The organism is Bacillus sp. MYb78 (assembly GCF_002975115.1).
GTDB lineage: Bacteria > Bacillota > Bacilli > Bacillales > Bacillaceae_G > Bacillus_A > Bacillus_A cereus.
This window is the reverse complement of sequence record NZ_PCOB01000001.1, coordinates 624,183-648,929: the sequence shown is the minus strand read 5'-3', so window position 1 is coordinate 648,929 and position 24,747 is coordinate 624,183. Positions and strand designations below refer to the sequence as shown.

Sequence of the window (24,747 nt, the reverse complement as noted above, 5' to 3'; positions counted from 1 at the left end):
AAAACCGCCAATTGGCGGTTTTTTTAATTTTGTAGAAATCAAGCTCCAGCGAACATTCTAAACGAGCCGCCTCCGCTTTATATGTTACCTACGTTTTCTACTTAACCCCATTGCATTTTCTACTTTGCGTAGTTGTTTGAATGCAACGCGGTTTGCTTTTTCTGCACCTTTGTCTAGAATTTCGTCTAGTTCTGGTGAGCTGATAAGTTCGTTATATTTGTCTTGGATTGGACGAATTGCTTCTACGACTACTTGCGCTAGGTCGCCTTTGAAGTCGCCGTATCCTTTTCCTTCGTACATTGCTTCAATTTCTTCAACTGTTTTTCCAGAGAATGAAGAGTAGATTGTTAATAAGTTAGAGATACCAGGTTTGTTTTCTTTATCAAATTTCACAATACCTTCAGAGTCAGTAACAGCACTCTTAATTTTCTTTTCAATTGTTTTTGGCTCATCAAGCATACTGATCATTGATTTTGGATTCGGATCAGATTTGCTCATTTTTTTCGTAGGTTCTGTTAATGACATAACGCGAGCTCCTACTTTTGGAATACGAATTTCAGGCATTGTAAAGATTTCACGGTAACGTTTGTTGAAACGCTCTGCTAGGTCACGTGTTAATTCGATATGTTGCTTTTGATCATCACCAACCGGCACGATTTCAGTATTGTAAAGTAAAATATCAGCAGCCATTAATGGTGGATACGTAAGTAATCCAGCTGGAACTGAATCTCTACCAGAAGCTTTATCTTTATATTGCGTCATACGCTCTAATTCTCCAACGTAAGCAACAGATTGCATGATCCAACCTAGTTGAGCGTGTGCTGGTACTTCTGATTGTACAAATAAAGTAGCTTTTTCAGGGTCAATGCCACATGCCACATAAAGTGCAGCAAGACTGCGGATGTTTTTACGAAGTTGTACGGGATCTTGAGGTACTGTAATCGCATGTTGGTTTACAATACAGAAATAACAGTCGTGTTCATTTTGAAGCTCTGTAAACTGCTTCATTGCTCCTAAATAGTTTCCAAGTGTAATCGTTCCACTTGGCTGAATACCAGAAAAGATAACTGACATAAGTAATTCCTCCTAAAATTGAATGCGTGATGGGGGGAAGAGAAGGCAAACAAAAAAGCCCATTCATCCCAAAAACTATAGGGACGAATGGACCGCGGTACCACCCTAATTATTTCACTACTGTGAAATCTCTCTAATCCATAATAACGTTTGGATGTAACGCCAAAGCCTACTACTTTCGGTTCGGTTTGGTGCTCAAAAGCCCATTCCATACTGTACAATTACTTGTTCACACCGACCACAAGCTCTCTGAAATTGCCTCAATATGTACTCTTCTTTATCATCGCATACATATAAATTTATTTATTGTTACTTGAGCTCTTTTAATATGAAAGAACTAAAGTTTTATAACAAAATGTTTTGCTGATTATTATATCATATGGGATAGTGTTTGCAAACTACATCAAAATAGTAAAGCTAATAAGGGTCGAGAACAACCCAAGAACGATACCTGTAATACAAATTGGATATGTCCATTTGAATGAATATGTTTTATAAATACGTTCTTTCTTATCTGTAGGTTCCTCGACTTCTTCAATTAAAGAGTCAATCTTTTTATTCGTACCAAATACTCTTTGAAACGCGTAAATGGTTACATTGAAAAAACCATTTTGAAATATGTATAAAAAACCGCCGATAAGAATAAAAAACAGTGCAATATAAAACAAGATGTTGACAAAATTCAACAAAAATTGCGATGAAATGAGGAATGCGCCAATACTAGAAGCGATTATCGCTATGAAAATTAGTATACAAGTATGAAAAAAAACTTTATTCAAAATGTTCCCCTCCGTCAAAATATTACTAGAATTATTATACTATAAAAGCTATAATATGTACTAGAATTAATTTTTTGAAAATTATACGCAATTAAAGGTCTGATTTCAAGATGATGGTAGCAATGTTAACGTATCCCTTTACAAAAAAATAAAAATATAAACATTTTATTAAAAATTTTAACAAAAAAACAAAAAACTATATTCACAATTGTTATATTATATGTATAATGAAAATTGTAGAAACTTGGAGATTATTCTTTCAATTCTACTTTTTAACAAGTGAGGGTACAGGAAGTGCAATTAGGGGAGGCAACACAACATGAAGAAAAAGATACCGTTATTACTTGCATCGACTTTAACTGCAAGTATGTTGCTGGGTGCGTGTAGCTACCAAAAAGATGACGCAAAAGCAAAAGGGAAAGAAAACACTACGAGTAGTAGTAACGGAAAGCAGGTTCTTAATTTAACAGAGTTATCTGAAATTCCGTCAATGGATGCATCGCTAGCATCTGACTCTGCATCTTCTACAGCATTAAATAATACGATGGAAGGTTTATATCGTATCGGCAAAGATCAAAAGAGAGTGCCTGGAATTGCAGAAGATGTTCAAAAGCTAGATGACGGAAAGAAATACATATTTAAATTAAGAAAAGATGCAAAATGGTCGAATGGGGAGCCTGTAACAGCAAAAGACTTTGTGTATTCATGGAAAAGAGCAGTAAATCCAGATACAAAAGCGACGTATTCGTACATTATGTTTGATATTAAAAATGCAGAGAAAATTCATAAAAAAGAATTACCTGCTGACCAATTAGGTGTAAAAGCGATTGATGATTATACATTAGAAGTGGAATTAGACAATCCAGTTCCTTACTTTGTTGATTTAACAGTTTATCCGGTATTTTACCCACTAAATGAAAACTTTGTAAAAGCACAAGGTGATAAGTTTGGGTTAGAGGCAAATACAACATTATATAATGGGCCATTTGTTATGAGTGATTGGAAACATGAGCAAAGCTTCCAGTTTAAGAAGAACCCATCATATTGGGATAATAAAACGGTTAAAATCGAAGAGATTAACTTTAATATTGTAAAAAATACGTCAACTGATGTAAATTTATATGAGACAAACTCGATTGATCGTGCGGCTCTAACTTCAGAATTTGTTGATAAGTTTAGACAAAGCTCAGAATTCCACACAAGAAAAGAAGCAGGGGTTGCTTACCTAAGATTTAATCAAAGTAATCAATACTTAAGTAATAAAAACTTAAGAAAAGCAATTTCAATGTCCTTTGATCGTGATAACATTGCGAAAGTTATTTTAAATAATGGTGCGATTGGAGCTTATGGATTTGTTGGAAAAGATTTCGCTGAAGGTCCGAATAAAAAAGATTTCCGAGCTGAAAATGGAAAGCTAGTTGAAACGAATCCAAAAGAAGCGAAAAAGCTTTGGGAAACAGCGAAGAAAGAGCTTGGCACTGATAAAATCGAACTAGAATTCTTAAACTTTGATAATGAAGATGCAAAAAAGGTTGGTGAATTCTTAAAAGGTGAGATGGAAAAAAACTTACCTGGTTTATCAATTAAAATTAAACAGCAGCCATTTGCACAAAAAAATAAATTAGAAGATTCTCAGCAATATGATATTGCGTTTGGTATTTGGGGCCCAGATTTCCCAGATCCAATCTCATATTTAGATATGTTTGTTACAAATGGTTCTCAAAATAAAACAGGGTATTCTAATCAGAAATATGATGAGCTAATTCTAAAAGCTAAAACAGATACAAAAGATTTACAAGCACGCTGGAACAACCTTTTAGAAGTAGAGAAGATGTTAATTAAAGAGGATGCAGTTATCACTCCAATCTTCCAAAAAGGTTCAGCATATATAGTAAAAGATGCTGTAAAAGATATTATACCAATCAACTATGGTGGTAGATTAACTTACAAATGGGCATCTGTTGAACAAAAATAATCTTTTTTTCCATCGTTTACAGGGGTATATGCCTATGATGGGCATATGCTCTTATTTTAAAAAAATAAAAGTAAGAATATTTTAAACTATCTTATTGCTTTTGAGAAAAACGGGGAGGTGCTTGACTATGGGACGTTATGTATTAAAACGTTTCGTGTACATGGCTTTGACATTATTTTTAATTACTACGCTGACTTTCTTTTTGATGAAATTACTTCCGGGTTCTCCGCTTAAAAACCAGGAGAAGCTATCACCGGCACAAAAAGAAATCATTCTTGAAAAATACGGATTGAATGATCCGGTACCAGTTCAATACGCACGTTATTTAGGTAACTTAGCAAAAGGTGATTTAGGGGTATCATTCCAATATGATAACCGTCCAGTAACAGATATGATTGTGGATCGTATTGGACCATCAGCACAGCTTGGTTTACAAGCGATTATATTAGGAACATTTATCGGTTTAATTTTAGGAATCGTTGCGGCACTTCGTAACAATACGTGGGTCGATTATGGAGCGACAATTATTTCCGTACTCGGGATGTCGGTACCATCATTCGTATTCGCCGCTTTACTACAATATTTCGTAGGGGTAAAACTTGGTTGGTTCCCAGTAGCGTTCTGGAAAGGACCAGAGTTTACAGTAATGCCTACAATTGCTTTATCGATGGCAGTTATCGCAACAATCGCACGTTTCTCTCGTGCAGAATTAATTGAAGTTATGCAAGCCGATTACATTTTAACAGCAAAAGCGAAAGGGATTAGCCAAGGCGTTATCATTGTCAAACACGCACTTCGTAACGCATTAATTCCAGTAGTAACAATTTTAGGACCAATGGTTGCGGCATTAATTACAGGAACACTTGTTATCGAGCAAATTTATGCTGTACCAGGACTAGGGGAACAGTTCGTTAAATCTATTACAGTGAATGACTATACAGTTATTATGGGAACTACGATTTTCTATAGTGCGATCTTCATTTTAGTTATTTTCATTGTCGATATTTTATACGGAATTATTGATCCTCGTATTCGTTTAGCGGGAGGGAAAAAATGATGAAAGATGTACAAAAATTATCTCCAGATTTATTTCAACAAGCCAATCAAAATAATGTTGATAATGAAGTCATTGCCCGTCCAAGCTTAACGTTTTGGCAAGATGTAAGAAGACGTTTGTTCCAACATAAAGGTGCGATGATTGGTTTCGTATTATTAAGCCTTATTATATTACTAGCGATTTTTGGACCGATGGTAAGTAAACACTCGTATAAAGAGCAAGATTTAGGTCGTGCGAAAATGCCACCGAAAATTCCTGTTATTGAAAATGTTCATTGGTTACCATTTGACGGTACAGATCAATATGGTGTTGACCAATATGAAAAACGTGATATTAAAGAGTACTTCTGGTTTGGTACAGATGATCTTGGTCGTGATTTATGGACAAGAACATGGGAAGGTACACGCGTATCATTATATATCGCTCTTTTAGCAGCAGCAATTGACTTAGTAATTGGGGTTGCATACGGAGGTATTTCAGCCTTTTATGGCGGCAGAGTAGATAATATTATGCAACGTATTATGGAGATTATTAACGGTATTCCATACTTAATCATCGTTATCTTAATGGTAATCATTATGGGATCTGGTATATGGTCAATTACACTCGCAATGGCAATTACAGGTTGGATAGGGATGTCGCGTATCGTTCGTGGACAAATCCTGAAATTAAAAAACCAAGAATATGTATTAGCATCTCGTACATTAGGTGCAACAAATACACAATTAATTGTGAAACATTTAATTCCAAACGTAATGGGACCTATTATCGTAATGACAATGTTTACAATTCCATCAGCGGTGTTTGGTGAAGCGTTCTTAAGTTTCATCGGTTTAGGAATTCAGCCACCATTTGCGTCACTAGGTTCTCTTGTAAATGACGGTTATAAATCTATTCAAACGTATCCGCATATGATGTTCATCCCTGCGGTTGTCATCAGTATATTAATTTTAGCGTTTAACTTAATGGCAGACGGATTACGCGACGCGTTAGATCCAAAAATGCGTAAGTAAAAGAGGGGAGAGGCAAAGATGAAAACATTGTTAGAGGTAAAAGATTTACAAGTCTCCTTTGATACACATGCAGGTGAAGTACAAGCTGTACGCGGCGTTACTTTTGATTTGAAAAAAGGAGAGACATTGGCGATTGTAGGAGAATCTGGTTCAGGGAAATCAGTTACTTCTAAAGCTTTAATGGGATTAATTCCGAATCCTCCTGGACGCATTAAAAATGGTGAGATTGTATTTGAAGGTCGTGACTTAACGAAATTAACAGAAAAAGAAATGCAGCAAGTACGTGGTAAAGATATCGCGATGATTTTCCAAGATCCAATGACATCATTAAACCCAACGATGACAATTGGAAATCAAATTATGGAAGGCCTTATTAAACACCAAGGGATGAGTAAAGCAGATGCACGTAAAGTTGCTTTAGAATTAATCGACCTTGTAGGTATTCCAAATCCAGAAGCTCGTTTAAAACAATATCCTCACCAATTCTCAGGTGGTATGAGACAGCGTGTAGTTATTGCGATGGCGTTAGCTTGTAACCCGAAATTATTAATTGCCGATGAGCCGACAACAGCGCTAGACGTTACGATTCAGGCACAAATTTTAGAACTTATGAAAGACATTCAGCAAAAAACAGAAGCGGCAATTATTTTCATTACGCATGACTTAGGTGTAGTAGCAAACGTTGCTGACCGAGTGGCAGTTATGTACGCTGGTAAAGTTGTTGAAATTGGAACTGTAGATGAAATTTTCTATAATCCGAAACATCCATATACTTGGGGCTTAATCGCATCTATGCCAAGTTTAGATGGCTCAGAGGAAGAGTTATATGCAATTCCTGGAACGCCTCCGGATTTATTAAAGCCGCCAAAGGGTGATGCTTTTGCACCACGTAACCCACAGGCACTAAAAATTGATTTTGAAATGGACCCACCTTTATTTAAAGTAAGTGATACACACTATGCGGCAACTTGGTTACTTCACGAGCAAGCTCCAGAAGTAAAACCGCCGGCAGTCGTTGAAAAACGTATTCTTCAAATGAAAGCAGGTGAACAACATGACTAAACAACGTGAGAAATTAATTGAAGTAAAAAATGTAAAGCAGCACTTCGACGTGAGTGGTGGTGTTGTCAAAGCGGTTAATGATATTTCATTTGATATTTACCGCGGAGAAACATTTGGTCTTGTAGGAGAATCAGGTTGTGGTAAATCAACAACTGGAAGAACGATTATTCGTTTATATGATGCAACTGCTGGTGAAGTATTGTTCGATGGTGAAAACGTACATGGTAAGAAATCACGCGCAGAATTGAAGAAATTTAACCGTAAAATGCAAATGATTTTCCAAGATCCATACGCATCATTAAATCCTCGTATGACAGTAGGGGATATTATCGCAGAAGGTATTGATATTCATGGATTAGCGAAAAGTAAAAAAGAGCGCATGGACCGTGTTCATGAATTATTAAACACAGTTGGTTTAAATAAAGAGCACGCAAACCGTTTCCCGCACGAATTCTCAGGTGGACAACGTCAGCGTATCGGTATCGCTCGAGCGCTTGCTGTAGAACCAGAATTTATCATTGCGGATGAGCCGATCTCAGCACTTGACGTATCGATTCAGGCGCAAGTTGTAAACTTACTGAAAAAGCTACAAAAAGAAAAAGGTCTAACATACTTATTCATTGCCCATGATTTATCAATGGTAAAATACATTAGTGACCGCATCGGTGTAATGTACCGTGGTCAAATCGTTGAGCTAACAACAAGTGAAGAGTTATATGCGAATCCAGTTCATCCATATACGAAATCACTATTATCAGCAATTCCGCTACCAGATCCAGATTATGAGCGCAATCGTAAACGTATCGTATACGATCCATCGCAGCATGATTACGGTAGAGAAGTGCCAACAATGCGTGAAATTCGCCCAGGACATTTCGTACTATGTTCTGAAGCAGAGTATAAGAAATATAAAGAGATTTATCAATAATAAAAAAAGCCATTCTTCCATTAAGGAAGGATGGCTTTTTTCTATACTATATAAATGAGTTGTCGGTAAGTCGATATAAATTGCATTTATTAATAACTACATCATGATCAAACAAGTACTACTGTGCCTGAACAGAACCAATCTCGTCTTGCTCTTCTGGTTTCACAAGTGCGTAACGTTCCCACGCCCTGCTTTTCCAGCGGAAGAACATAATAATGGCACGCGTCCATTCGTCGATGGCGATCGCTAGCCAAATACCAACGAGCCCCATATCTAAATGAAAGGCGAAAAAGTAACCTAGTGGTAAACTCATTAACACCATAGAGAATGCACCGATTAAAACAGGATATTTTGCATCACCAGCTGCACGAAGCGAATTAATGATGACGATATTCATCGTACGTCCCGTTTCAAGTAGTACACTTAGTAAAAGAACACTTGCGCCTAACCCGATAATGTGCGGATTATCTGTAAACAGTCCCATTAATTGTGTACGGAATGTAATAACGAGAGCGACCATACATAGAGTTACACCAATCGCCCATTTTACACTTTTCCATAAGCGTTCGTATGCTTCATCCTTTTCGCCACCACCAACAAGGCGGCCAATAATAATGGCTGTTCCCATACCAATCGCAATTGCAAATAAATAAGTGAACATGGAAATGTTAGTAGCGTATTGTCTAGCAGCTAATGATTCCGTTCCTAAGTACGTTGCGTAATAAAGGAAGACGATTTGACAAGCTTGATACATCACTTGTTCAAATGCAGATGGAATACCGATTTTTAAAATTTTCCCAATGTATTCTTTGGATAAAGTGAAGTAATATTGTAATTTCACGCGATATTCCATAACGCGGTATAGTAACCAGAAGAAAACAATAAGTGCGATCAATCGACTGATAGCGGAAGAAATTGCAGCCCCTTGTACACCGAGCTCAGGGAAACCAAATTTCCCGAAAATGAGTACGTAGTTTCCAGCGATATGAATAATATTCATTCCGAGTGAAATAAACATCGCTTGCTTTGTAAAACCATGTACACGGATGATTGCGGCTAATGAGTTAATGATAGCTTGCAGGAAGATAGCCCCTCCGACGATAGATAAGTAGTTTTGCGCATACGTTAGTACATCGCCTTGTAAGTTCATTGCGAGCATCATATGTTTCGAAAATAAAAGAAAACCAGCGCTTATAACGAGCCCAACTATTAAATTTAATGTGACGGCTAATGCTGATATTTTAGATGCTTCCATAAAGCGTCTGGAACCGAGGTATTGAGATACAACGATAGCAGCGCCGTTCCCGATGACTTCTAATACCAAAATCGCAATATGGAGATATTGATTCGCTGCACCAACCCCAGATACAGCATCGTCTGATAATGCACTTAACATGAAAGTATCAGCGATCCCCATCAACATAAAAAGAAAAACTTCTAGAAAAATAGGCCATGTTAATAAGAATAAACTTAATTTCTCTGTCGGCCCATTTTTTTCCTGAATTGCTGTCATGTCCGTCCCCTCTTTACCGATATCTATTTTTAGCAAAATGTATCGTAACATACTTTCTTATCCTTTGCACTCATTTTAGCCTACATATTTTTAATATGAAGGGACTGCTATTTTATGTTAAAAAGGTTGGGATAATTATACATAAAGTATTATAAAATATAAAATTTATTTTTCCCTGATAATTTAGAAAAATATAAAATTAATTATTTTTGGTACTTTAGTAAAGATAATCAGCAATATAAAACGTTTACAAAGATATATTTTTTTACAGAAAATTTTAATGAAATAGAAATATAAATATACAAAAAATATATTTGTGTGTATAATATGAATTATTAGAACATATATATATTTCTTTCTGTTTGAAAATGAAAGGGCTAACATTTTTTTGGAGGGTGGAAGTATGAAAAAAAAGATACCAGTTTTTGTAGCATCAACAGTAGCGATGAGCATGTTGTTAGGGGCATGTAGCTATCAAAAAGATGAACCGCAAGCAAACGCAAAAGGGGATAGCGGGAAAAGCGGTGCGAAGCAAGTTCTTAATTTAATTGAAACACAAGAAATACCAACAATGGACCCAGCATTATCAGCTGACGCAGTTTCTTCAAAAGTAATGAACAACACGATGGAAGGTCTATACCGCCTTGGAAAAGATGATAAGTTAGTTCCAGGTGTAGCAAAAGAATTTAAAAAGTCAGAAGACGGTAAAAAATATACATTTAAATTACGTGAAGACGCGAAATGGTCAAACGGTGAGCCTTTAACGGCGAAAGATTTTGTATACGCATGGCAAAGAGCGATCAATCCAGACACAGCTGCGAAATCAGCATACATTATGTATGATATAAAAAATGCAGAGAAAATTAATAAAAAAGAGATGAGTCCTGATCAATTAGGTGTAAAAGCAATTGATGATTACACATTAGAAGTAGAATTAGACAATTCTATTCCATATCTTGTAGATTTAATGGTATATCCAATCTTTTATCCTGTGAATGAGAAATTTGTGAAAGAGCAAGGTGCGAAGTTTGGTTTAGAAGCAAATACAACACTTTATAACGGACCGTTTACATTAAGCGATTGGCAGCATGAACGCAGTTTTAAAATGACAAAGAGCTCATCATATTGGGACAATAAAGAAGTGAAGCTTGAAGAAGTAAACTTTAATATTGTAAAAGATACATCTACGCCAATTAACTTATATGAAACAAATGCAATCGATCGAGCGACGTTATTAGCAGAGTTCATCGATAAATATAAAGGAAAACCAGATTTCAAAACAGTAGAAGAGACATCTGTATTTTTCCTACGCTTAAATCAAAAAGATCCAGCTTTAGCAAATAAAAATATTCGTAAAGCAATTTCACTTGCTTTTGATCGTAAGCCGTTCGTTGATACGTTATTAAACAACGGTTCTAAGCCAGCAACAGGATTAATTCCTGATAACTTCATTAAAGGACCAGATAAAAAAGATTTTCGTGCTGTAAATGGGGATATTGTAAAACCGAACGTAAAAGAAGCGAAGAAATATTGGGAAGCTGGTAAAAAAGAACTTGGCAAAAATGAAATCGAATTAGAATTATTAAATGAAGATGTAGAGTTATCAAAGAAAACTGGTGAATATTTAAAAGGTGAATTAGAAAAAAATTTACCAGGTTTAACAGTGAAAATTAAACAACAACCATTCGCACAAAAACTAAAATTAGAAGATGCGGGTGATTATGTCATGTCATTCTCTGGATGGGGGGCAGACTTCCCAGATCCGATTACATATCTTGATATGTTTGTAACAGATGGGTCACAAAATAAGATGAAGTACTCTAATCCGAAATACGATGAAATCATTATGAAAGCGAAAAAAGATGGAAGCGATGTAGATGCTCGCTGGAAAAACTTACTTGAGGCAGAAAAAATGTTACTTGATGACGCTGCGATTGTTCCAGTATACCAACGTGGTAGAGCATACTTACAAAGAGAAACAATTAAAGATATGTACAACCATAAATATGGCCCCGATGTGAGCTTCAAATGGGCATCCCTAGGAAAATAAAAAAAGCAGGCTAACCACCTGCTTTTTTTAATACGTTCGTTTCTTATAAATGCCTTTTCCACCAACTTGGTTCCAGCCGGATTGTACATCCAAACTTTTGTTAACAAACTTCATTTTTTCTTTTCCACCAAAGAGCTTTTCACCGATGCTATTTGTAATGACACCAATCAATGCTGTTATTCCGATGATGAGGGCAGCAACCGTAATAAAATCAATAAAAAAAGCAATCATTTGCAAACTCCCCCTTTGCCTGTCTGTATGTTTATTGTATGAGATAAAAAATAAAAAAGAAAGAAATGTCAGAAAATATTTAATTTACTTTAGAAATCGTGTAGACAGGAGGGAGAATGTTTGTTAAAATGAGAACAAATGTTCCTTTTTATTCTCATTTGTATAGTCTTACATTTCTTAATTGATTTATCAAGAAAAAGTAAGAAAACGTTCTCTTTTTCATAGGGAAGATTATAGATAAATAACTATATATTATATGAAAAATTTAGAGGAAGTGAGTATTAAAGGGGTTGAAAGTTATTGTTCAAGTACAGCTAAATTGAGCGTAATCATGTTACATAGCAGTGGAATACACGGAAGAGTTTTCTCAACTAGCAGGAAATTTGCTGTATATTTCTTGCAAAATCTATTGTATAATGATTATAGAAGTTACTTATTAAAAGTAATTGTTGTTTATTATAAGTTGTTGCTTACATGAAATGCGATTTTTGTACTTTTCAATAAGACAAGTTATCGCGAAAAATTGCTGAAGTTAGAAATTAAAACTGTATTTAGTACAGAATTTGTACTCTTTAAGGAGAGTGAGCTTTGTATGGTAACATTATATAGTTCTCCAAGCTGTACGTCTTGTAGAAAGGCGAAATTATGGCTAGAGGAAAATCATATTCCCTATACAGAACGTAATATTTTCTCAGATCCATTAACGATTGAGGAAATTAAAGAGATTTTACGTATGACAGAAAGCGGAACGGATGAGATTATTTCTACTCGTTCGAAAGTTTTCCAAGAATTGAATGTAAACTTAGAATCTTTACCACTTCAAGATTTATATAAGATGATTCGTGACTATCCGGGGATTTTACGTCGTCCAATTATGATTGACGAGAAACGCCTTCAAGTTGGTTACAACGAAGACGAAATTCGCCGTTTCTTACCACGTACAGTAAGAACGTTCCAATTACGTGAAGCACAACGTCTTGTAAATTAATTATAATAATATGAAAACCTTCTACCTATTATATAGTAGAAGGTTTTTTTTAATGTTTCACATTGCGTAATCGAACTTGTTTTACGATAAAGCCGATGCATAAAATAGTGAAAATGAACAAATAAGGAATGCTTGCAGTGAAACTTGGGTTGTTATGAAAAAAGGTTGCAAGTCTGTCTTCATGTGTAACCATTTTCCCTGCAGTATAGGCAAGAATTGCTGCACCGCAATAAATGAGGAATGGAAATCGTTCCATAAGTATTAAAATAAGTTTACTGCCCCAAATAATAATAGGGATAGAAATGAGTAAGCCGATTATGACGAGTAAAAATCTCCCGTGAGCTGCACCTGCAATGGCAATAACATTATCAAACCCCATAACGAGATCCGCGAAAACAATTGTTCGCACAGCTTGAAATAAAGTTGTTTTTCCTTGAATGGCAGAAAGGTCGTTGCTATCATCAGTTAATAAATTGACTGCAATTAATGTAAGTAAAACCCCGCCAATCAATTGTAGAAATGGAATGTCGAGTAAATAGACAGCTAGTATAGTAAGGACAATTCTTAGTACGATTGCTAAAAGAGTACCGATCAAAATAGCTTTATTTCGTTTCGATTCAGGTAAATTTCGGCTAGCTAGTGCGATGACGATTGCATTGTCACCACCTAATACAACATCGATACCGACAATCATTAGTACGGATGTTAAAAACTCTAAGTCCATTCGTCTGCCTCCATTTATGATGTTTTAATAAGCGAACTGTATGTATGTGATGAAGAAAGTTGTTGTTAAATAATCTCTTCTAATAGAAGTTTCACCTTATTACAGTGTACGGGGGAATGTGGAAATGTATGTCCAAATTTTTTGTAAGTAAGAAATCGCTATAATAATATATTTATGTAGTTGATCGAGTAAAGATAGGCATATAACTATTTTTGTAAAATAAATCGATTTTATTTCCATTCTGGAGAATCTTATCATAAAATGAGAGTACAAGAATCTATTGATTTGTCATATGAGTGGGGAATCCCTTCATAACAATTCTAAGCAGGAAGGGAGAGTTGTATTTTGGATATTGAAAGAATTAATGATCATACGATGAAATTTTTTATTACGTACATTGATATAGAGGATAGAGGATTTAATCGTGAAGAAATTTGGTATGATCGCGAACGAAGTGAAGAGCTCTTTTGGGAGATGATGGACGAAGCTCGTGATCATGACGATTTCTTTATTGATGGGCCGTTATGGATCCAAGTGCAAGCAGTCGATAAAGGGATTGAAGTACTTGTCACGAAAGCAGAGCTTTCAAAGGATGGGCAAAAGCTGGAACTACCGATAGGGGTAGACAAAATTATAGATATTCCTCTAGATGAAGGCATTGAATCATTATTCCAACAAGAGTTAGTCGAAGAGGTAGAAGAACAAACAGGAACAAACTTTAATGAAGATGGTACGTTTGGCTTTTTAATTAAATTTAATGATTTTGAAGATGTCATTTCATTAAGTCATCGTCTTATCTTTGAAGATATAAAAGATGAGCTGTATTCATTTGAGGACCGCTATTATGTATATGTGGAATTCGATGAAGTGCTACATGATGAAGAAGAAATCGATCGTATTTTAAGTATTGTTTTAGAATATGGGGAAGAATCAACTTTAACAATTCATCGTGTAAGTGAGTATGGAAAACAAATTGTGAAAGAGCATGCGCTTGAAACGATTCGCAATAATTTTCCTGCTAAAACGTAGGCCGATTTCTGTAGTATGAAATCGGCTTTTTATATGAAGAATAGGAAAGCTTTCTTAGTTAGGAGGTAAGAGATGAAAAATACGTTAAAGCTGATTTTCTTTATCTTGCTATTGTTCGCATTATTTGTTTCGTTACGTATGTTTATTGATGTAGCATTTTATTCAGATGTGATTGGGATAAAAGATGTTTCGATTTTAGGTATTATTAGTATTTTATTTACAGTATCTGCGTTTTTAATTGGTTGCGTTATTTTCTTAGAAAATCGCCACCCATCTAAAACACTTACATGGTTAATTGTGTTAGGGATTTTTCCTGTATTTGGCTTCTTTGCTTATTTATTATTTGGACAAAATTTTCGGAGAAAAAGAATGTTTCAAAAGAAGGCGTTACTTGATGAACAGGCGTTTTTACAATATAAAGGGCATGAAGATTACGAAGAACGAATTTTACGCAATCATAAGCATCAAGAACTGTTATTTCGTTTAGCGGATCGATTAGGTGCTTTAAATATTTCATTTCAAACTGAAACGAGGACATTAACAAATGGAGATGAAACGTTTCAGGCCATTTTAAATGGGTTAAAACGAGCGAAACATCACATTCATATGGAATATTACATTGTGCGTGATGATAAATTAGGAACAGAAATTAAAGATATTTTAATACAAAAATCAAAAGAGGGCGTTGTTGTTCGCTTTTTATATGATGCGGTTGGAAGTTTTAAGTTATCGAAATCGTATATTGAAGAATTAAACGATGCAGGTGTAGAAATGATTCCGTTCTTTCCTGTGCGCTTTCCGATTTTAAACGATAAGATTAATTATCGAAATCATAGGAAAATTGTTGTGATTGATGGGAACGAAGGGTTTGTAGGTGGATTAAATATCGGTGATGAGTATTTAGGGAAAAGTAAATATTTTGGCTTTTGGCGAGACACTCATTTGTATTTACGTGGTGAAGCGGTTCAAAGTTTACAGCTTATTTTCCTTCAAGATTGGTTTTATATGACTGGAGAGGCTGTGCTAGCTCCTGAATATTTACAAGCAAAAGCAGTTGAGGGTGATCATTGGGGAGGAGTGCAGCTAGTTGCAGGCGGCCCCGATAATAAGTGGGAAACGATTAAGCATTTATATTTCGCAATGATCGCTTCTGCTCGGAAATCTATTTGGATTGCAACGCCGTATTTTATTCCGGATGATGATATTTTATCCGCATTAAAGGTTGCTGCACTTGCTGGTATTGATGTCCGTTTGTTGATGCCGAGTAAACCTGATAAGCGCACTGTCTTTTACGCATCGAGATCGTACTTCCCAGAGCTTTTGGACGCAGGAGTAAAGATATATGAATACGAAAAAGGTTTTCTTCATAGTAAAATTGTCATCGTTGATTCTGATTTAGCTTCAATTGGGACAGCTAATATGGATATGAGAAGTTTTCATTTGAATTTTGAAGTAAATGCCTTTTTATATGATACAGATAGCATTAAAAGACTTGTTCAAGACTTTAAAGACGATTTAGAAGAATCCAGTGAAATTCACGTCGATCGTTTTCATAAAAGGCGTCTGCATAGACGAATTGTTGAATCAACGTACCGGTTATTATCGCCATTATTATAAAAAGAGATGTCCGAAATTGGGACATCTCTTTTTTAAAAGGAATTTGTAATAAATTGTAGAATATAAGGAGCTAAAAGGGTGTGATTCCGATATTTATAGCTAAAAGAGAAAACGGAGAAAAAATTCATTTACTCTATAATTGTAATGAAGAGCTTTTGCGCCGTATGCGCCAACAGGAACGATTCTTTTGTGTAGCTTGTGGAAAGGAAGTGCAAATGAAATTAGGGAAACAAAAAAGTTGGCATTTTGCTCATAAAAAAGTGGATTCATGTCTTGCCTTTTATGAAGCGGAATCAACGTATCATATGCACGGTAAAGAATTGTTATATAGATGGTTCAAACGTCAAAACTTTCAGGTGGATATTGAGTACTACCTTCCGGAAATTAAGCAACGACCAGATATTTTTGTAGAGAGGGCGGGCAGAAAAATTGCAATTGAATACCAATGTGCAAACCTTGCTATAGAGCAGCTGTACAAAAGAACCTATTCATATTGGCGAGCTGGTATACAGGTCATTTGGATCGTTGGTGGAAATCAATTGAAAAAGCAATCGGCATATTGGATGAAATTCTCCTCACTTATGGCTTTCTCCTTACAATCTTATCCTCAACCATTTCTTATTTTCTTCTGTTCGAAAGAGAAATCATTTATGAAATGTGCATTTGTCACTCCATTTTCTACAAACATCTTTTTCGCGCATACTGTATATTTACCAATCGATAAAACTACTTTTGAAATGCTTTTTTCTCCCGTTCCTTTCGAGAAAGAGATACTAAGGGAAGAGTGGAAGAAGAGAAAGAACTACTTCCGCAAAAATGCCCTGCCGATTTGGAATTATAATTATAAGTCATTATTACGCCTCTTATATCAATTTAAATGTACCCCAGCGAGTTTTCCTTCTGAAATTGGTGTTCCACTCCCTTCTGGATTTGCTTTTCAAACAAACCCATTTATATGGCAAGCTTTTCTATATATGAAGTGTATAGGGGGGCTTGCAGTAGGAGAGTGTATTTCTCTTCAATATGTGTGTAGTTATGTAAAAAGGTATACGAAAAGGCGGATACTTCCGTACTTTTCACAGCACACATGGAAAGTGGCAGTTACTGAATATATGACATTTTTATGCTATATAGGTGTATTGCATAAAGCGGGAAGTTATACGTACCGAAAAATAAGGGATGTAGTGATGTTAAAAACAGAGGAGGAAATTATGAAACATGATGAGATTTGCTTAATACATGCGCTATCTTTATTTGAGGCAAATTTTAACATGAGAGGAGGAAAAGGGGATATAATAAAGAATGATTGTGAAGGAATTACATAAGAAAAAACGAATTGTACTTAAGTAGAGATATTTAAAGGAGGGCTTAAAGAATGTCTGAACAAAACAAAGCGAAAGCATTACCAGATCGCAACGAGATTGAAGAAGCAAGTACGTGGCGATTAGAAGATATTTTCCAAACGGATGCAGAATGGGAAAAAGAATTCCAGGCTATTAAAGAGCTATTACCGAAGTTAACTGAATTTAAAGGGAAACTTGGTGACTCTGCGGACAATTTACTTGAGGCATTGCAATATGAAGATGAAATTTCAATGCGATTAGGTAAGCTATATACATATGCTCATATGCGTTACGATCAAGATACAACAAACTCTGTATATCAAGCATTAAATGATCGCGCAACAAATTTATATTCACAAGTATCTAGTAGCACAGCGTATATTGTGCCTGAAATTTTATCGATTTCAGAAGATACAATGCAAACATTCTTGAAGGAAAATAGAGATTTAAGTGTATATGAACATGCATTAGAAGAAATTACACGTCAACGCCCGCACGTATTATCAGAAGCTGAGGAGGCTTTATTAGCGGAAGCATCTGAAGTAATGAGTTCATCAAGCAATACATTCGGTATGTTGAATAACGCGGATTTAAAATTCCCATCTATTAAAGGTGAAGACGGAGAAGAAATAGAAATTACACATGGCCGTTACATTCAGTTTTTAGAAAGTGATAATCCTCGTGTTCGCGAAGATGCATTTAAAGCTGTATATGAAACGTATGGGAAATTTAAAAATACATTCGCAAGTACGTTAAGTGGAGCAGTAAAACGTAATAATTTCAATGCGCGTGTTCGTAAATATGATTCTGCTCGCCAAGCTGCACTGAGCAATAATAATATTCCGGAAGCAGTATACGATCAACTCGTTGAAACGGTAAATGACAACTTACATTTATTACACCGTTACATCGATATTCGTAAGCGTGCATTAGGACTTGATGAGCTTCATATGTATGATTTATATACACCACTTGTACCAGAAGTGAAAATGAATGTGAAATACGAAGAAGCACAAGACCTTTTATTAAAATCTTTAAACGTACTTGGTGATGAATATGTTGATATTTTGAAAGAGGCATATGAAAATCGCTGGGTAGATGTGTATGAGAATAAAGGAAAACGAAGCGGGGCATACTCATCTGGTGCATATGGAACAAATCCGTATATTTTAATGAACTGGCATGATAATGTAAATAACTTATTTACACTTGCTCATGAGTTTGGTCATTCGGTGCATAGTTACTATACAAGAAAAACACAACCGCACGTATATGGTGATTATTCCATCTTTGTAGCAGAAGTGGCATCTACTTGTAATGAAGCGCTTCTAAATGATTATTTATTAAAAACGACAGAAGATAAGAAAGAGCGTCTATATTTATTAAATCATTATTTAGAAGGGTTCCGTGGTACTGTATTCCGTCAAACGATGTTTGCAGAGTTTGAACATATTATTCATAAGAAAGTACAAGAAGGACATGCTGTTACGCCAGATATGCTAACGGAAATCTACTATGATTTAAATAAGAAATATTTCGGTGACGCTTTAGTAATCGACGAAGAGATTGGTTTAGAATGGTCTCGTATTCCACACTTCTACTACAACTATTACGTATATCAATACGCAACAGGATTTAGTGCAGCGACTGCTCTATCTAAACAGATTTTAGAAGAAGGACAACCAGCAGTAGAACGTTATATTAACGAGTTCTTAAAAGCAGGAAGCTCTGATTATCCAATCGAAGTGCTGAAAAAAGCAGGAGTAGATATGGCATCTCCTGAACCAGTAAAAGAGGCACTACAAGTATTTGAAGAGAAATTAAATGAATTAGAAGCATTATTATTTGAAGAAAAGTAATGAAAAAAGACGAGGGATTGTATCCTCGTCTTTTTTTGAATAGATTAAATGTCGATATATGTCGAAAAAACAAGATAGATTTCTTTGTTTTTTCTAACTGAAAGGATAGTTTTACGGCTGATTTTTGAAATTAAAACCCTTTGAATCGTTTTTTATGATTGAAATAAGAGAGAGTGATAACAATGATTACGAATAAAAGAGGTAAGGCAATAATTTTAGGGAAAGCTTGTAGTAGAGAGAGGATGTACAAGAAAAAAGAAACGATGATAGCTAGAAAGAGAAGAGCAATATAAGATTTTTTCATAAATAAACCCCCTAAATGACCTTTTTTATAGCTTATTCAAAAATGAAAACGTTTAGAATGTGACAAAAGTGTGAAATTCGACAAAAGGGGTTGTCATCTGACGTCGAATCTTGTAATATAATAAGCGTGAACGAATTCACATACAAACATATACCCCTTTGTTTGAACGTGAAAATTTCTCCCATCCCCTTTAATATTTTTATAAGCCGTAAAGAAGAAGACCTGGTGTTTACACCAGGTCTTTTTCTTTTGCTATCCATTTCCAATAACGTTGGCATTTTACTTCTATCATTTGTACTTTTCGTTTCAGTTGTAATTTTTTAAGTTCGCGCTCAATTTCTTGTTGCGAACAGTCATAAATAAATGCTACTTCTTTTGAAGATATAAATTGTGTTGCTTCTAGTAGCACTTCTAAAGGTGGTAATGGTTCTGGCTCAATTTCACATTTTACAAGTTCTTTCAATAATTGTACGTATACATCGTAGGAATAATTTCCAGCGATTTTAATACCTTCTTCATCTGAGTTCGCATGAAAAAAGACGAGGGAGGGTATTTCTGTAATATGCATTTCATTCGTGAATTTCAAGTCACATTGGAAAGCTTTTTTTGCACTAGCAGAATGTAGATCTTTTTTAAATTCTTCTACATCAATATTGCTATCTTTCGCACATGCAAGTAATAGTTCGCAGTCAGGGCTTGATACATTTTCAAGGAAAATGTATTCTTGGAGTTTTCGCAAAAACTTCGAACCTGCTTTTCGGCCTTGCAACTCCGCTGCCTTAATTGCCATCGAAACTAAATATGGTGTTGACGATGCTTCTTGCATATGTACCTTTCCATCGCATGAAAAACCTTGTAAACTTGTTGTCTTTTCCCACACAAATCGAATATTAGCAGGTTTATTCCATTTGTGTGAGGAAGCGTTCGTTCCATCCACTTTTCCTGTTACGATATGACGAATAGAGAAGTATTTCCCGTATTCAAGCCATAGTTTAATAATAAAAGGCTCAATTTCCCAGCAATCTTTACAAAGTGGATCAATAAATAAATATGCTTCTACAGACTTATGCTCACATGCGGAAGGAGATGGCATATTTATATGCTTTGCTTCCTGCTTATCCATTACACTTCACCTGTTTCGTTTGGAGTATTAACCATATGCTGAGCGGTTAATGCTAAACGTTCAAAGACAAACTCTCTTATATGACCATGCACTCCAGTATCATCCATTGCTTGCTCCATGCATGATAGCCAAGCCTCTGCTCGTTTTGGAGTAATCTCAAACGGAAGATGGCGTGCTCTTAACATAGGATGACCATGTTCTTCAGTGTACAAATTAGGACCACCTAAATATTGTGTTAAAAATTGCTTCTGCTTCCTAGCGGTTTCTGTTAAATCTTCCGGGAAGATGGGAGATAAGTCAGGGTGTTTACTGACATAGGAATAAAATGTATCTACTAATATTGCAATGCATTGTTCACCGCCAATTGCTTCAAATGGTGTCATCGGTTGCTTGCTCATCCTTTATAAACTCCTTTTTCCATGAAATGTATATCTATTGTAGCAATGGAATGTTCGAGAGGGCAAATAAACAGCCTTCTCAAAGATTCTTTGCTTATTCTACGGGTGTAAACTTTTTTAGTGAGATGTATCCACTAGTGAAACATATTCACTAGTGGAATTTTCACTTTAGCGTGCTTTGTTTTGTTTGGCAAGGAAAAAGCGTTTTACTTTGTTATTTGTATGGCGAACAGGTATGTTATGTTGCGTTAATAAATGAATAAATGCGGCTTTTCCTGTTTCTTCATCTTGTACTTCAAATTCAATTTCATAATCATCGTGATTGTAATAGAAACTATGATCAAAGACAAGCGTTCCGCCTTTAAATAATGTTTCTGCTCTTTCTGTTGTTAAACTACCCATATATGTTAAAGCAGAAACAGGAATTTGTAATTTGTGTAATTGATCTACTACTGCTCCTTGAATGATTGTGTTTGATTCCATCATCATTTTTGCTTCGTCTTCTGTTACGACTTGATGCGTTTCTAATAAACCGATTTCTGCAGGTTGTTTCAACGTTAACGTATAAGTTTCTCCTTTATGACGAATACGAAGTGCAGAGCCAGCTTCTTTTAACGAGAAGTCAGGTGTTTCAAAGTAGTGATTCACTTGTTTTGTAAATGCTTCAATAGAAAACGATTTACATAATGTATCGAATTCTTCTTTTGTAACGATATTTTTGAATTCAATTTCAATTTCTTGTGTCATTGTATAATCTCCTTTTGAAAAATAATTCTTTACACATTATCGCTTTTTCATAAATTTGGTTCAATGTTTTATTTGTTTGCGTCCATGTTATGATACAATAATACTGTTAAGTAAGACAGGAAGTTGAGATGGAGGAGTTAGAGCATGCAAAATAAAATCCAAGTTAAGAGCGTAGAAAAGAGAGAGAATGCTCTTATTTTTTGTGCGGAAAATAGTGAAATAGAGGTAAAGGAGTTAAGTGCACGTAATCACGTACTTGTAGACTCAGACAATTTATCATTTTTATATATCTTAGAAAATGAATCATCTTTCATTTATGTAAGTATTCCGCACACATGCTGGGAAGCAATGCATGAAGCGATGAATAACGATGTGGTTATGTTCGTTAGCGTGAATGACATTGAAATGGAATTAGAAGGATTAAAAGAAGAAGTAGAATATTTAGTTGAAAATATTGAAGGTAATGCAAATTACGGAGAAGAATTAGTAACTGCTGTAGAAAAAGTATTTCTATAAGCAAATGGATTGATTTTGGTGGTGGTTGAAATGAATCGAAATTGGGAAGAATTTTTAGCACCTTACCACCAAGCGGTGGCAGAGCTGAAAGTGAAACTAAAAGGAATGCGTACTCAATTTGCAATGTTAACAGAGCATTCTCCAATTGAGTTTGTAACAGGAAGGGTAAAGTCGGTTGCAAGTATTATTGATAAAGCGGAGAAGAGAAATGTACCGCTAGACCGATTGAGAGAAGATATGCAGGATATTGCTGGGCTTAGAATGATGTGTCAATTTGTTGATGAGATTAAGCCTGTTGTAGAATATCTTCGAAAACGAAATGACTTTGAAATTGTGGAAGAACGTGATTATGTTACGCAAAAGAAAGATAGCGGTTATCGTTCTTATCATGTTGTCATTAGTTATCCTGTTCAAACGATTCAGGGTGAACAAAAAGTATTGGTAGAAATCCAAATACGCACGCTAGCAATGAACTTTTGGGCAACAATTGAGCATTCTTTAAATTATAAATATAGTGGACGTTTTCCTGAAGATATTAAAATACGCTTGCAACGTGCAGCTGAAGCGGCGTTTTTATTAGATGAAGAAATGTCTTCTATTCGTCTTGAAATTCAAGAAGCGCAAAAGGCTTTTTCAAGAAAGCAAGAAACGAAAGATTCCGAATCATAAACTAAAGGGTGTTGGGCGATGAAATTTACAATTATGTCAAAGGGAGATCAATCATCAGATACACTGGCAAGCACGATGAAAGAGTACTTGCTAGATTTTGGATTTATAATGGATGAAAAGGAACCCGATATTGTAATTTCTGTTGGGGGAGATGGAACGCTTTTGTATGCGTTTCATCGTTATTATAATCGATTGGATGAAACAGCATTTGTTGGTGTACATACAGGACATTTAGGTTTCTATGCAGATTGGTTACCGACAGAAGTAGAGAAATTAGTAATTGCGATTGCAAAAACACCATTCCAAGTGGTGGAATATCCGCTTTTAGAAGTTATTATTCGCTATGTGAATGGAAGTAAAGAGTCACAGTATTTAGCGATGAATGAGGCGACTGTAAAAAGTGCAGAAGGTACATTAGTAACAGAAGTAGAAATACGCGGAGAATATTTTGAAACATTCCGCGGGGACGGCCTTTGTATTTCTACTCCTTCAGGAAGTACTGCGTATAATAAAGCGCTTGGCGGAGCAATTATTCACCCATCTATTGAAGCGATTCAAATTGCAGAAATGGCGTCCATTAACAATCGTGTGTTTCGTACTGTAGGATCGCCACTCGTATTGCCGAAGCATCATACATGTGTGTTAAAGCCGGCTGCAGGAATGAACTTACAAATTACAGTGGATCATTTAACAATGGTCCATCAAGATGTGAAATCAATCCAGTATCGCGTAGCAAACGAGAAAGTACGATTTGTTCGTTTCCGCCCGTTCCCGTTCTGGAAACGAGTTCGTGACTCGTTTGTTGCAGATAAATAGAAAGGGTTATATATTTGAACAGATTTACATTGAAATGGGATATAGGGCTGGCTGAAGAGGGAACTTTAGTTAGGGAATTTTTGAAAACGAAAGGTATTTCTAAAGCCGCTTTAACGGATATAAAGTTTCACGGCGGGGCAATTGAAGTAAATAGTCAACATGCGAGTGTTCGTCATCAGTTGCGCGCTGGTGAAGAATTAAGTGTCTTTTTTCCAGTGGAGGAAAGAAGTGAAGGGATGATGGCAGAAGATATCCCTTTATGCATTGTATATGAAGATGATGCGGTTCTTATCATTGATAAAGAGGCGAACATGTCAACGATTCCATCTAGAGAACATCCGACAGGGAGTGTTGCCAATGCGATTTTATCTCATTATGATAAGCAGCATCTGGCAAGTACAGTACACATTGTAACACGGTTAGATCGTGATACTTCAGGGCTTATGCTTATTGCAAAAAATCGTTTCGTGCATCATCTTTTATCTAAGCAGCATCAACAAAAAGCTGTGAAACGAACTTATGAAGCAATTGTTCACGGTGAGATGGTAGAACGAGAAGGAATGATTGATGCACCAATTGGTCGGAAATCTGATAGCATTATTGAGCGAACGGTTTGTGAGGATGGACAAAGGGCGGTTACTCATTTTAAAGTAATTGATAGTACATATGATAAGACACATGTAGCGCTGGAGCTTGAGACAGGAAGAACGCATCAAATTCGTGTGCATATGGCTCATATAGGACATCCATTACTTGGTGATAACTTATATGGAGGAAGAAGGGATGAAATGAAACGGCAAGCACTTCATAGTAAATCTTTGACGTTTTATCATCCTATTTTAGAGAAAGAAATGTCTTTCACTATAAAAATTCCAAGCGATATGCAAGAGCTACTTAGGAATGCTTAAAAAGGGAACAAAATTCTTATATTA

General features: G+C 35.6%; 25 protein-coding genes and 1 other annotated feature. Of the genes, 16 read left to right on the top strand and 9 right to left on the bottom strand.

Translation table 11 applies throughout. The features are described 5' to 3' along the window. Window positions 1-84: 84 nt before the first annotated feature. Both trpS and CQ064_RS03520 read right to left on the bottom strand, forming a co-directional pair. On the bottom strand, window positions 85-1,074 hold the full coding sequence (gene trpS, locus CQ064_RS03525; protein ID WP_000110990.1) for a tryptophan--tRNA ligase: 990 nt from the start codon (window positions 1,072-1,074) through the stop codon (window positions 85-87). A gap of 76 nt (window positions 1,075-1,150) precedes the next feature. Next, window positions 1,151-1,367 (bottom strand) — a binding site (T-box leader). Window positions 1,368-1,472: 105 nt separating this feature from the next. Beyond that, window positions 1,473-1,853, bottom strand: coding sequence for a DUF3899 domain-containing protein (locus CQ064_RS03520; protein ID WP_001044985.1), 381 nt, complete (start codon window positions 1,851-1,853; stop codon window positions 1,473-1,475). Between the two features lie 319 nt (window positions 1,854-2,172). Here CQ064_RS03520 and CQ064_RS03510 point away from each other — a divergent pair, with 319 nt between their 5' ends. From CQ064_RS03510 to CQ064_RS03490, 5 genes are all read left to right on the top strand, one after another. Then, window positions 2,173-3,828, top strand: a complete 1,656-nt coding sequence (locus tag CQ064_RS03510; protein ID WP_000727213.1) for a peptide ABC transporter substrate-binding protein — start codon at window positions 2,173-2,175, stop codon at window positions 3,826-3,828. A gap of 127 nt (window positions 3,829-3,955) precedes the next feature. Then, window positions 3,956-4,885, top strand: a complete 930-nt coding sequence (gene opp3b, locus CQ064_RS03505) for an oligopeptide ABC transporter permease (protein ID WP_000534166.1) — start codon at window positions 3,956-3,958, stop codon at window positions 4,883-4,885. Next, window positions 4,882-5,898, top strand: coding sequence for an oligopeptide ABC transporter permease (gene opp3C, locus CQ064_RS03500; protein ID WP_000974103.1), 1,017 nt, complete (start codon window positions 4,882-4,884; stop codon window positions 5,896-5,898). Before opp3b ends, opp3C begins: the two co-directional genes overlap by 4 nt. Before the next feature lie 18 nt (window positions 5,899-5,916). Next, window positions 5,917-6,960 (top strand): ABC transporter ATP-binding protein, encoded by a 1,044-nt coding sequence (locus CQ064_RS03495; RefSeq protein ID WP_000854346.1) that lies wholly within the window; start codon window positions 5,917-5,919, stop codon window positions 6,958-6,960. Continuing rightward, window positions 6,953-7,888, top strand: coding sequence for an ABC transporter ATP-binding protein (locus CQ064_RS03490; RefSeq protein WP_000166350.1), 936 nt, complete (start codon window positions 6,953-6,955; stop codon window positions 7,886-7,888). The genes CQ064_RS03495 and CQ064_RS03490 overlap by 8 nt, the downstream gene beginning before the upstream one ends. Window positions 7,889-8,006: 118 nt before the next feature. On the opposite strand, the gene CQ064_RS03485 is transcribed toward CQ064_RS03490, so the two are convergent. Next, entirely contained in the window at window positions 8,007-9,452 is a 1,446-nt protein-coding gene (locus tag CQ064_RS03485) for an MATE family efflux transporter (RefSeq protein ID WP_003291568.1), read from the bottom strand. A 352-nt stretch (window positions 9,453-9,804) separates the two neighbouring features. On the opposite strand from CQ064_RS03485, the gene CQ064_RS03480 reads away from it, so the two are divergent. Then, window positions 9,805-11,451 (top strand): peptide ABC transporter substrate-binding protein, encoded by a 1,647-nt coding sequence (locus CQ064_RS03480; RefSeq protein ID WP_000727243.1) that lies wholly within the window; start codon window positions 9,805-9,807, stop codon window positions 11,449-11,451. A 27-nt stretch (window positions 11,452-11,478) separates the two neighbouring features. Here CQ064_RS03480 and CQ064_RS03475 read toward each other — a convergent pair whose 3' ends face one another. Then, window positions 11,479-11,682 carry a hypothetical protein gene (locus tag CQ064_RS03475; RefSeq protein WP_000559971.1) on the bottom strand — a complete coding sequence of 68 codons (204 nt, stop codon included), beginning with the start codon at window positions 11,680-11,682 and terminating at the stop codon, window positions 11,479-11,481. On the opposite strand from CQ064_RS03475, the gene CQ064_RS33975 reads away from it, so the two are divergent. Together CQ064_RS33975 and spx are read left to right on the top strand one after the other, a co-directional pair. After that, on the top strand, window positions 11,609-11,809 hold the full coding sequence (locus CQ064_RS33975; protein WP_080546091.1) for a dithiol-disulfide isomerase: 201 nt from the start codon (window positions 11,609-11,611) through the stop codon (window positions 11,807-11,809). The two genes, CQ064_RS03475 and CQ064_RS33975, sit on opposite strands and share 74 nt — an antisense overlap. Window positions 11,810-12,274: 465 nt before the next feature. Further along, window positions 12,275-12,670, top strand: a complete 396-nt coding sequence (gene spx, locus CQ064_RS03460; protein ID WP_000258267.1) for a transcriptional regulator Spx — start codon at window positions 12,275-12,277, stop codon at window positions 12,668-12,670. 49 nt (window positions 12,671-12,719) lie between these two features. Here spx and CQ064_RS03455 read toward each other — a convergent pair whose 3' ends face one another. Beyond that, the gene (locus CQ064_RS03455) at window positions 12,720-13,394 is read right to left on the bottom strand and encodes a TerC family protein (protein WP_000362612.1); all 675 of its coding nucleotides are present in this window, start codon (window positions 13,392-13,394) and stop codon (window positions 12,720-12,722) included. Window positions 13,395-13,739: 345 nt separating this feature from the next. On the opposite strand from CQ064_RS03455, the gene mecA reads away from it, so the two are divergent. The 4 genes from mecA (at window position 13,740) to pepF (ending at window position 19,242) form a co-directional block, all read left to right on the top strand. Beyond that, window positions 13,740-14,423, top strand: coding sequence for an adaptor protein MecA (mecA, locus tag CQ064_RS03450; RefSeq protein ID WP_000350715.1), 684 nt, complete (start codon window positions 13,740-13,742; stop codon window positions 14,421-14,423). Between the two features lie 72 nt (window positions 14,424-14,495). Next, complete coding sequence (locus tag CQ064_RS03445) at window positions 14,496-16,040, top strand: cardiolipin synthase (protein ID WP_000799191.1); 1,545 nt, start codon at window positions 14,496-14,498, stop codon at window positions 16,038-16,040. A gap of 80 nt (window positions 16,041-16,120) precedes the next feature. Then, complete coding sequence (locus CQ064_RS03440; RefSeq protein WP_000612280.1) at window positions 16,121-17,365, top strand: competence protein CoiA; 1,245 nt, start codon at window positions 16,121-16,123, stop codon at window positions 17,363-17,365. A gap of 50 nt (window positions 17,366-17,415) precedes the next feature. Next, window positions 17,416-19,242, top strand: coding sequence for an oligoendopeptidase F (gene pepF / locus CQ064_RS03435; protein WP_000003352.1), 1,827 nt, complete (start codon window positions 17,416-17,418; stop codon window positions 19,240-19,242). A 130-nt stretch (window positions 19,243-19,372) separates the two neighbouring features. Here the strand turns inward: pepF and CQ064_RS33320 are convergent, their stop codons facing one another. The 4 genes from CQ064_RS33320 to CQ064_RS03415 form a co-directional block, all read right to left on the bottom strand. Then, window positions 19,373-19,546, bottom strand: a complete 174-nt coding sequence (locus CQ064_RS33320; protein ID WP_000750351.1) for a hypothetical protein — start codon at window positions 19,544-19,546, stop codon at window positions 19,373-19,375. Window positions 19,547-19,775: 229 nt separating this feature from the next. After that, a complete protein-coding gene (locus CQ064_RS03425; protein WP_000360658.1) occupies window positions 19,776-20,669 on the bottom strand; it encodes a ClpXP adapter SpxH family protein in 894 nt (297 codons plus the stop codon). After that, complete coding sequence (locus CQ064_RS03420) at window positions 20,669-21,067, bottom strand: globin domain-containing protein (RefSeq protein WP_000043386.1); 399 nt, start codon at window positions 21,065-21,067, stop codon at window positions 20,669-20,671. Before CQ064_RS03420 ends, CQ064_RS03425 begins: the two co-directional genes overlap by 1 nt. A gap of 168 nt (window positions 21,068-21,235) precedes the next feature. Continuing rightward, entirely contained in the window at window positions 21,236-21,814 is a 579-nt protein-coding gene (locus tag CQ064_RS03415; protein WP_000191118.1) for a CYTH domain-containing protein, read from the bottom strand. Between the two features lie 144 nt (window positions 21,815-21,958). Here CQ064_RS03415 and CQ064_RS03410 point away from each other — a divergent pair, with 144 nt between their 5' ends. Genes CQ064_RS03410 through CQ064_RS03395 form a run of 4 tightly spaced genes read left to right on the top strand, consistent with a single transcriptional unit; the run spans window position 21,959 to window position 24,723 of the window. Next, window positions 21,959-22,330, top strand: coding sequence for a UPF0738 family protein (locus tag CQ064_RS03410; protein ID WP_001180005.1), 372 nt, complete (start codon window positions 21,959-21,961; stop codon window positions 22,328-22,330). Between the two features lie 30 nt (window positions 22,331-22,360). Beyond that, window positions 22,361-22,999: a GTP diphosphokinase gene (gene yjbM, locus CQ064_RS03405; RefSeq protein WP_001081482.1), complete on the top strand. Its 639-nt coding sequence runs from the start codon at window positions 22,361-22,363 to the stop codon at window positions 22,997-22,999. 18 nt (window positions 23,000-23,017) lie between these two features. After that, entirely contained in the window at window positions 23,018-23,815 is a 798-nt protein-coding gene (locus CQ064_RS03400; protein WP_000673190.1) for an NAD kinase, read from the top strand. Window positions 23,816-23,829: 14 nt separating this feature from the next. Further along, window positions 23,830-24,723, top strand: a complete 894-nt coding sequence (locus tag CQ064_RS03395) for an RluA family pseudouridine synthase (protein WP_001079126.1) — start codon at window positions 23,830-23,832, stop codon at window positions 24,721-24,723. Window positions 24,724-24,747 lie beyond the last annotated feature (24 nt).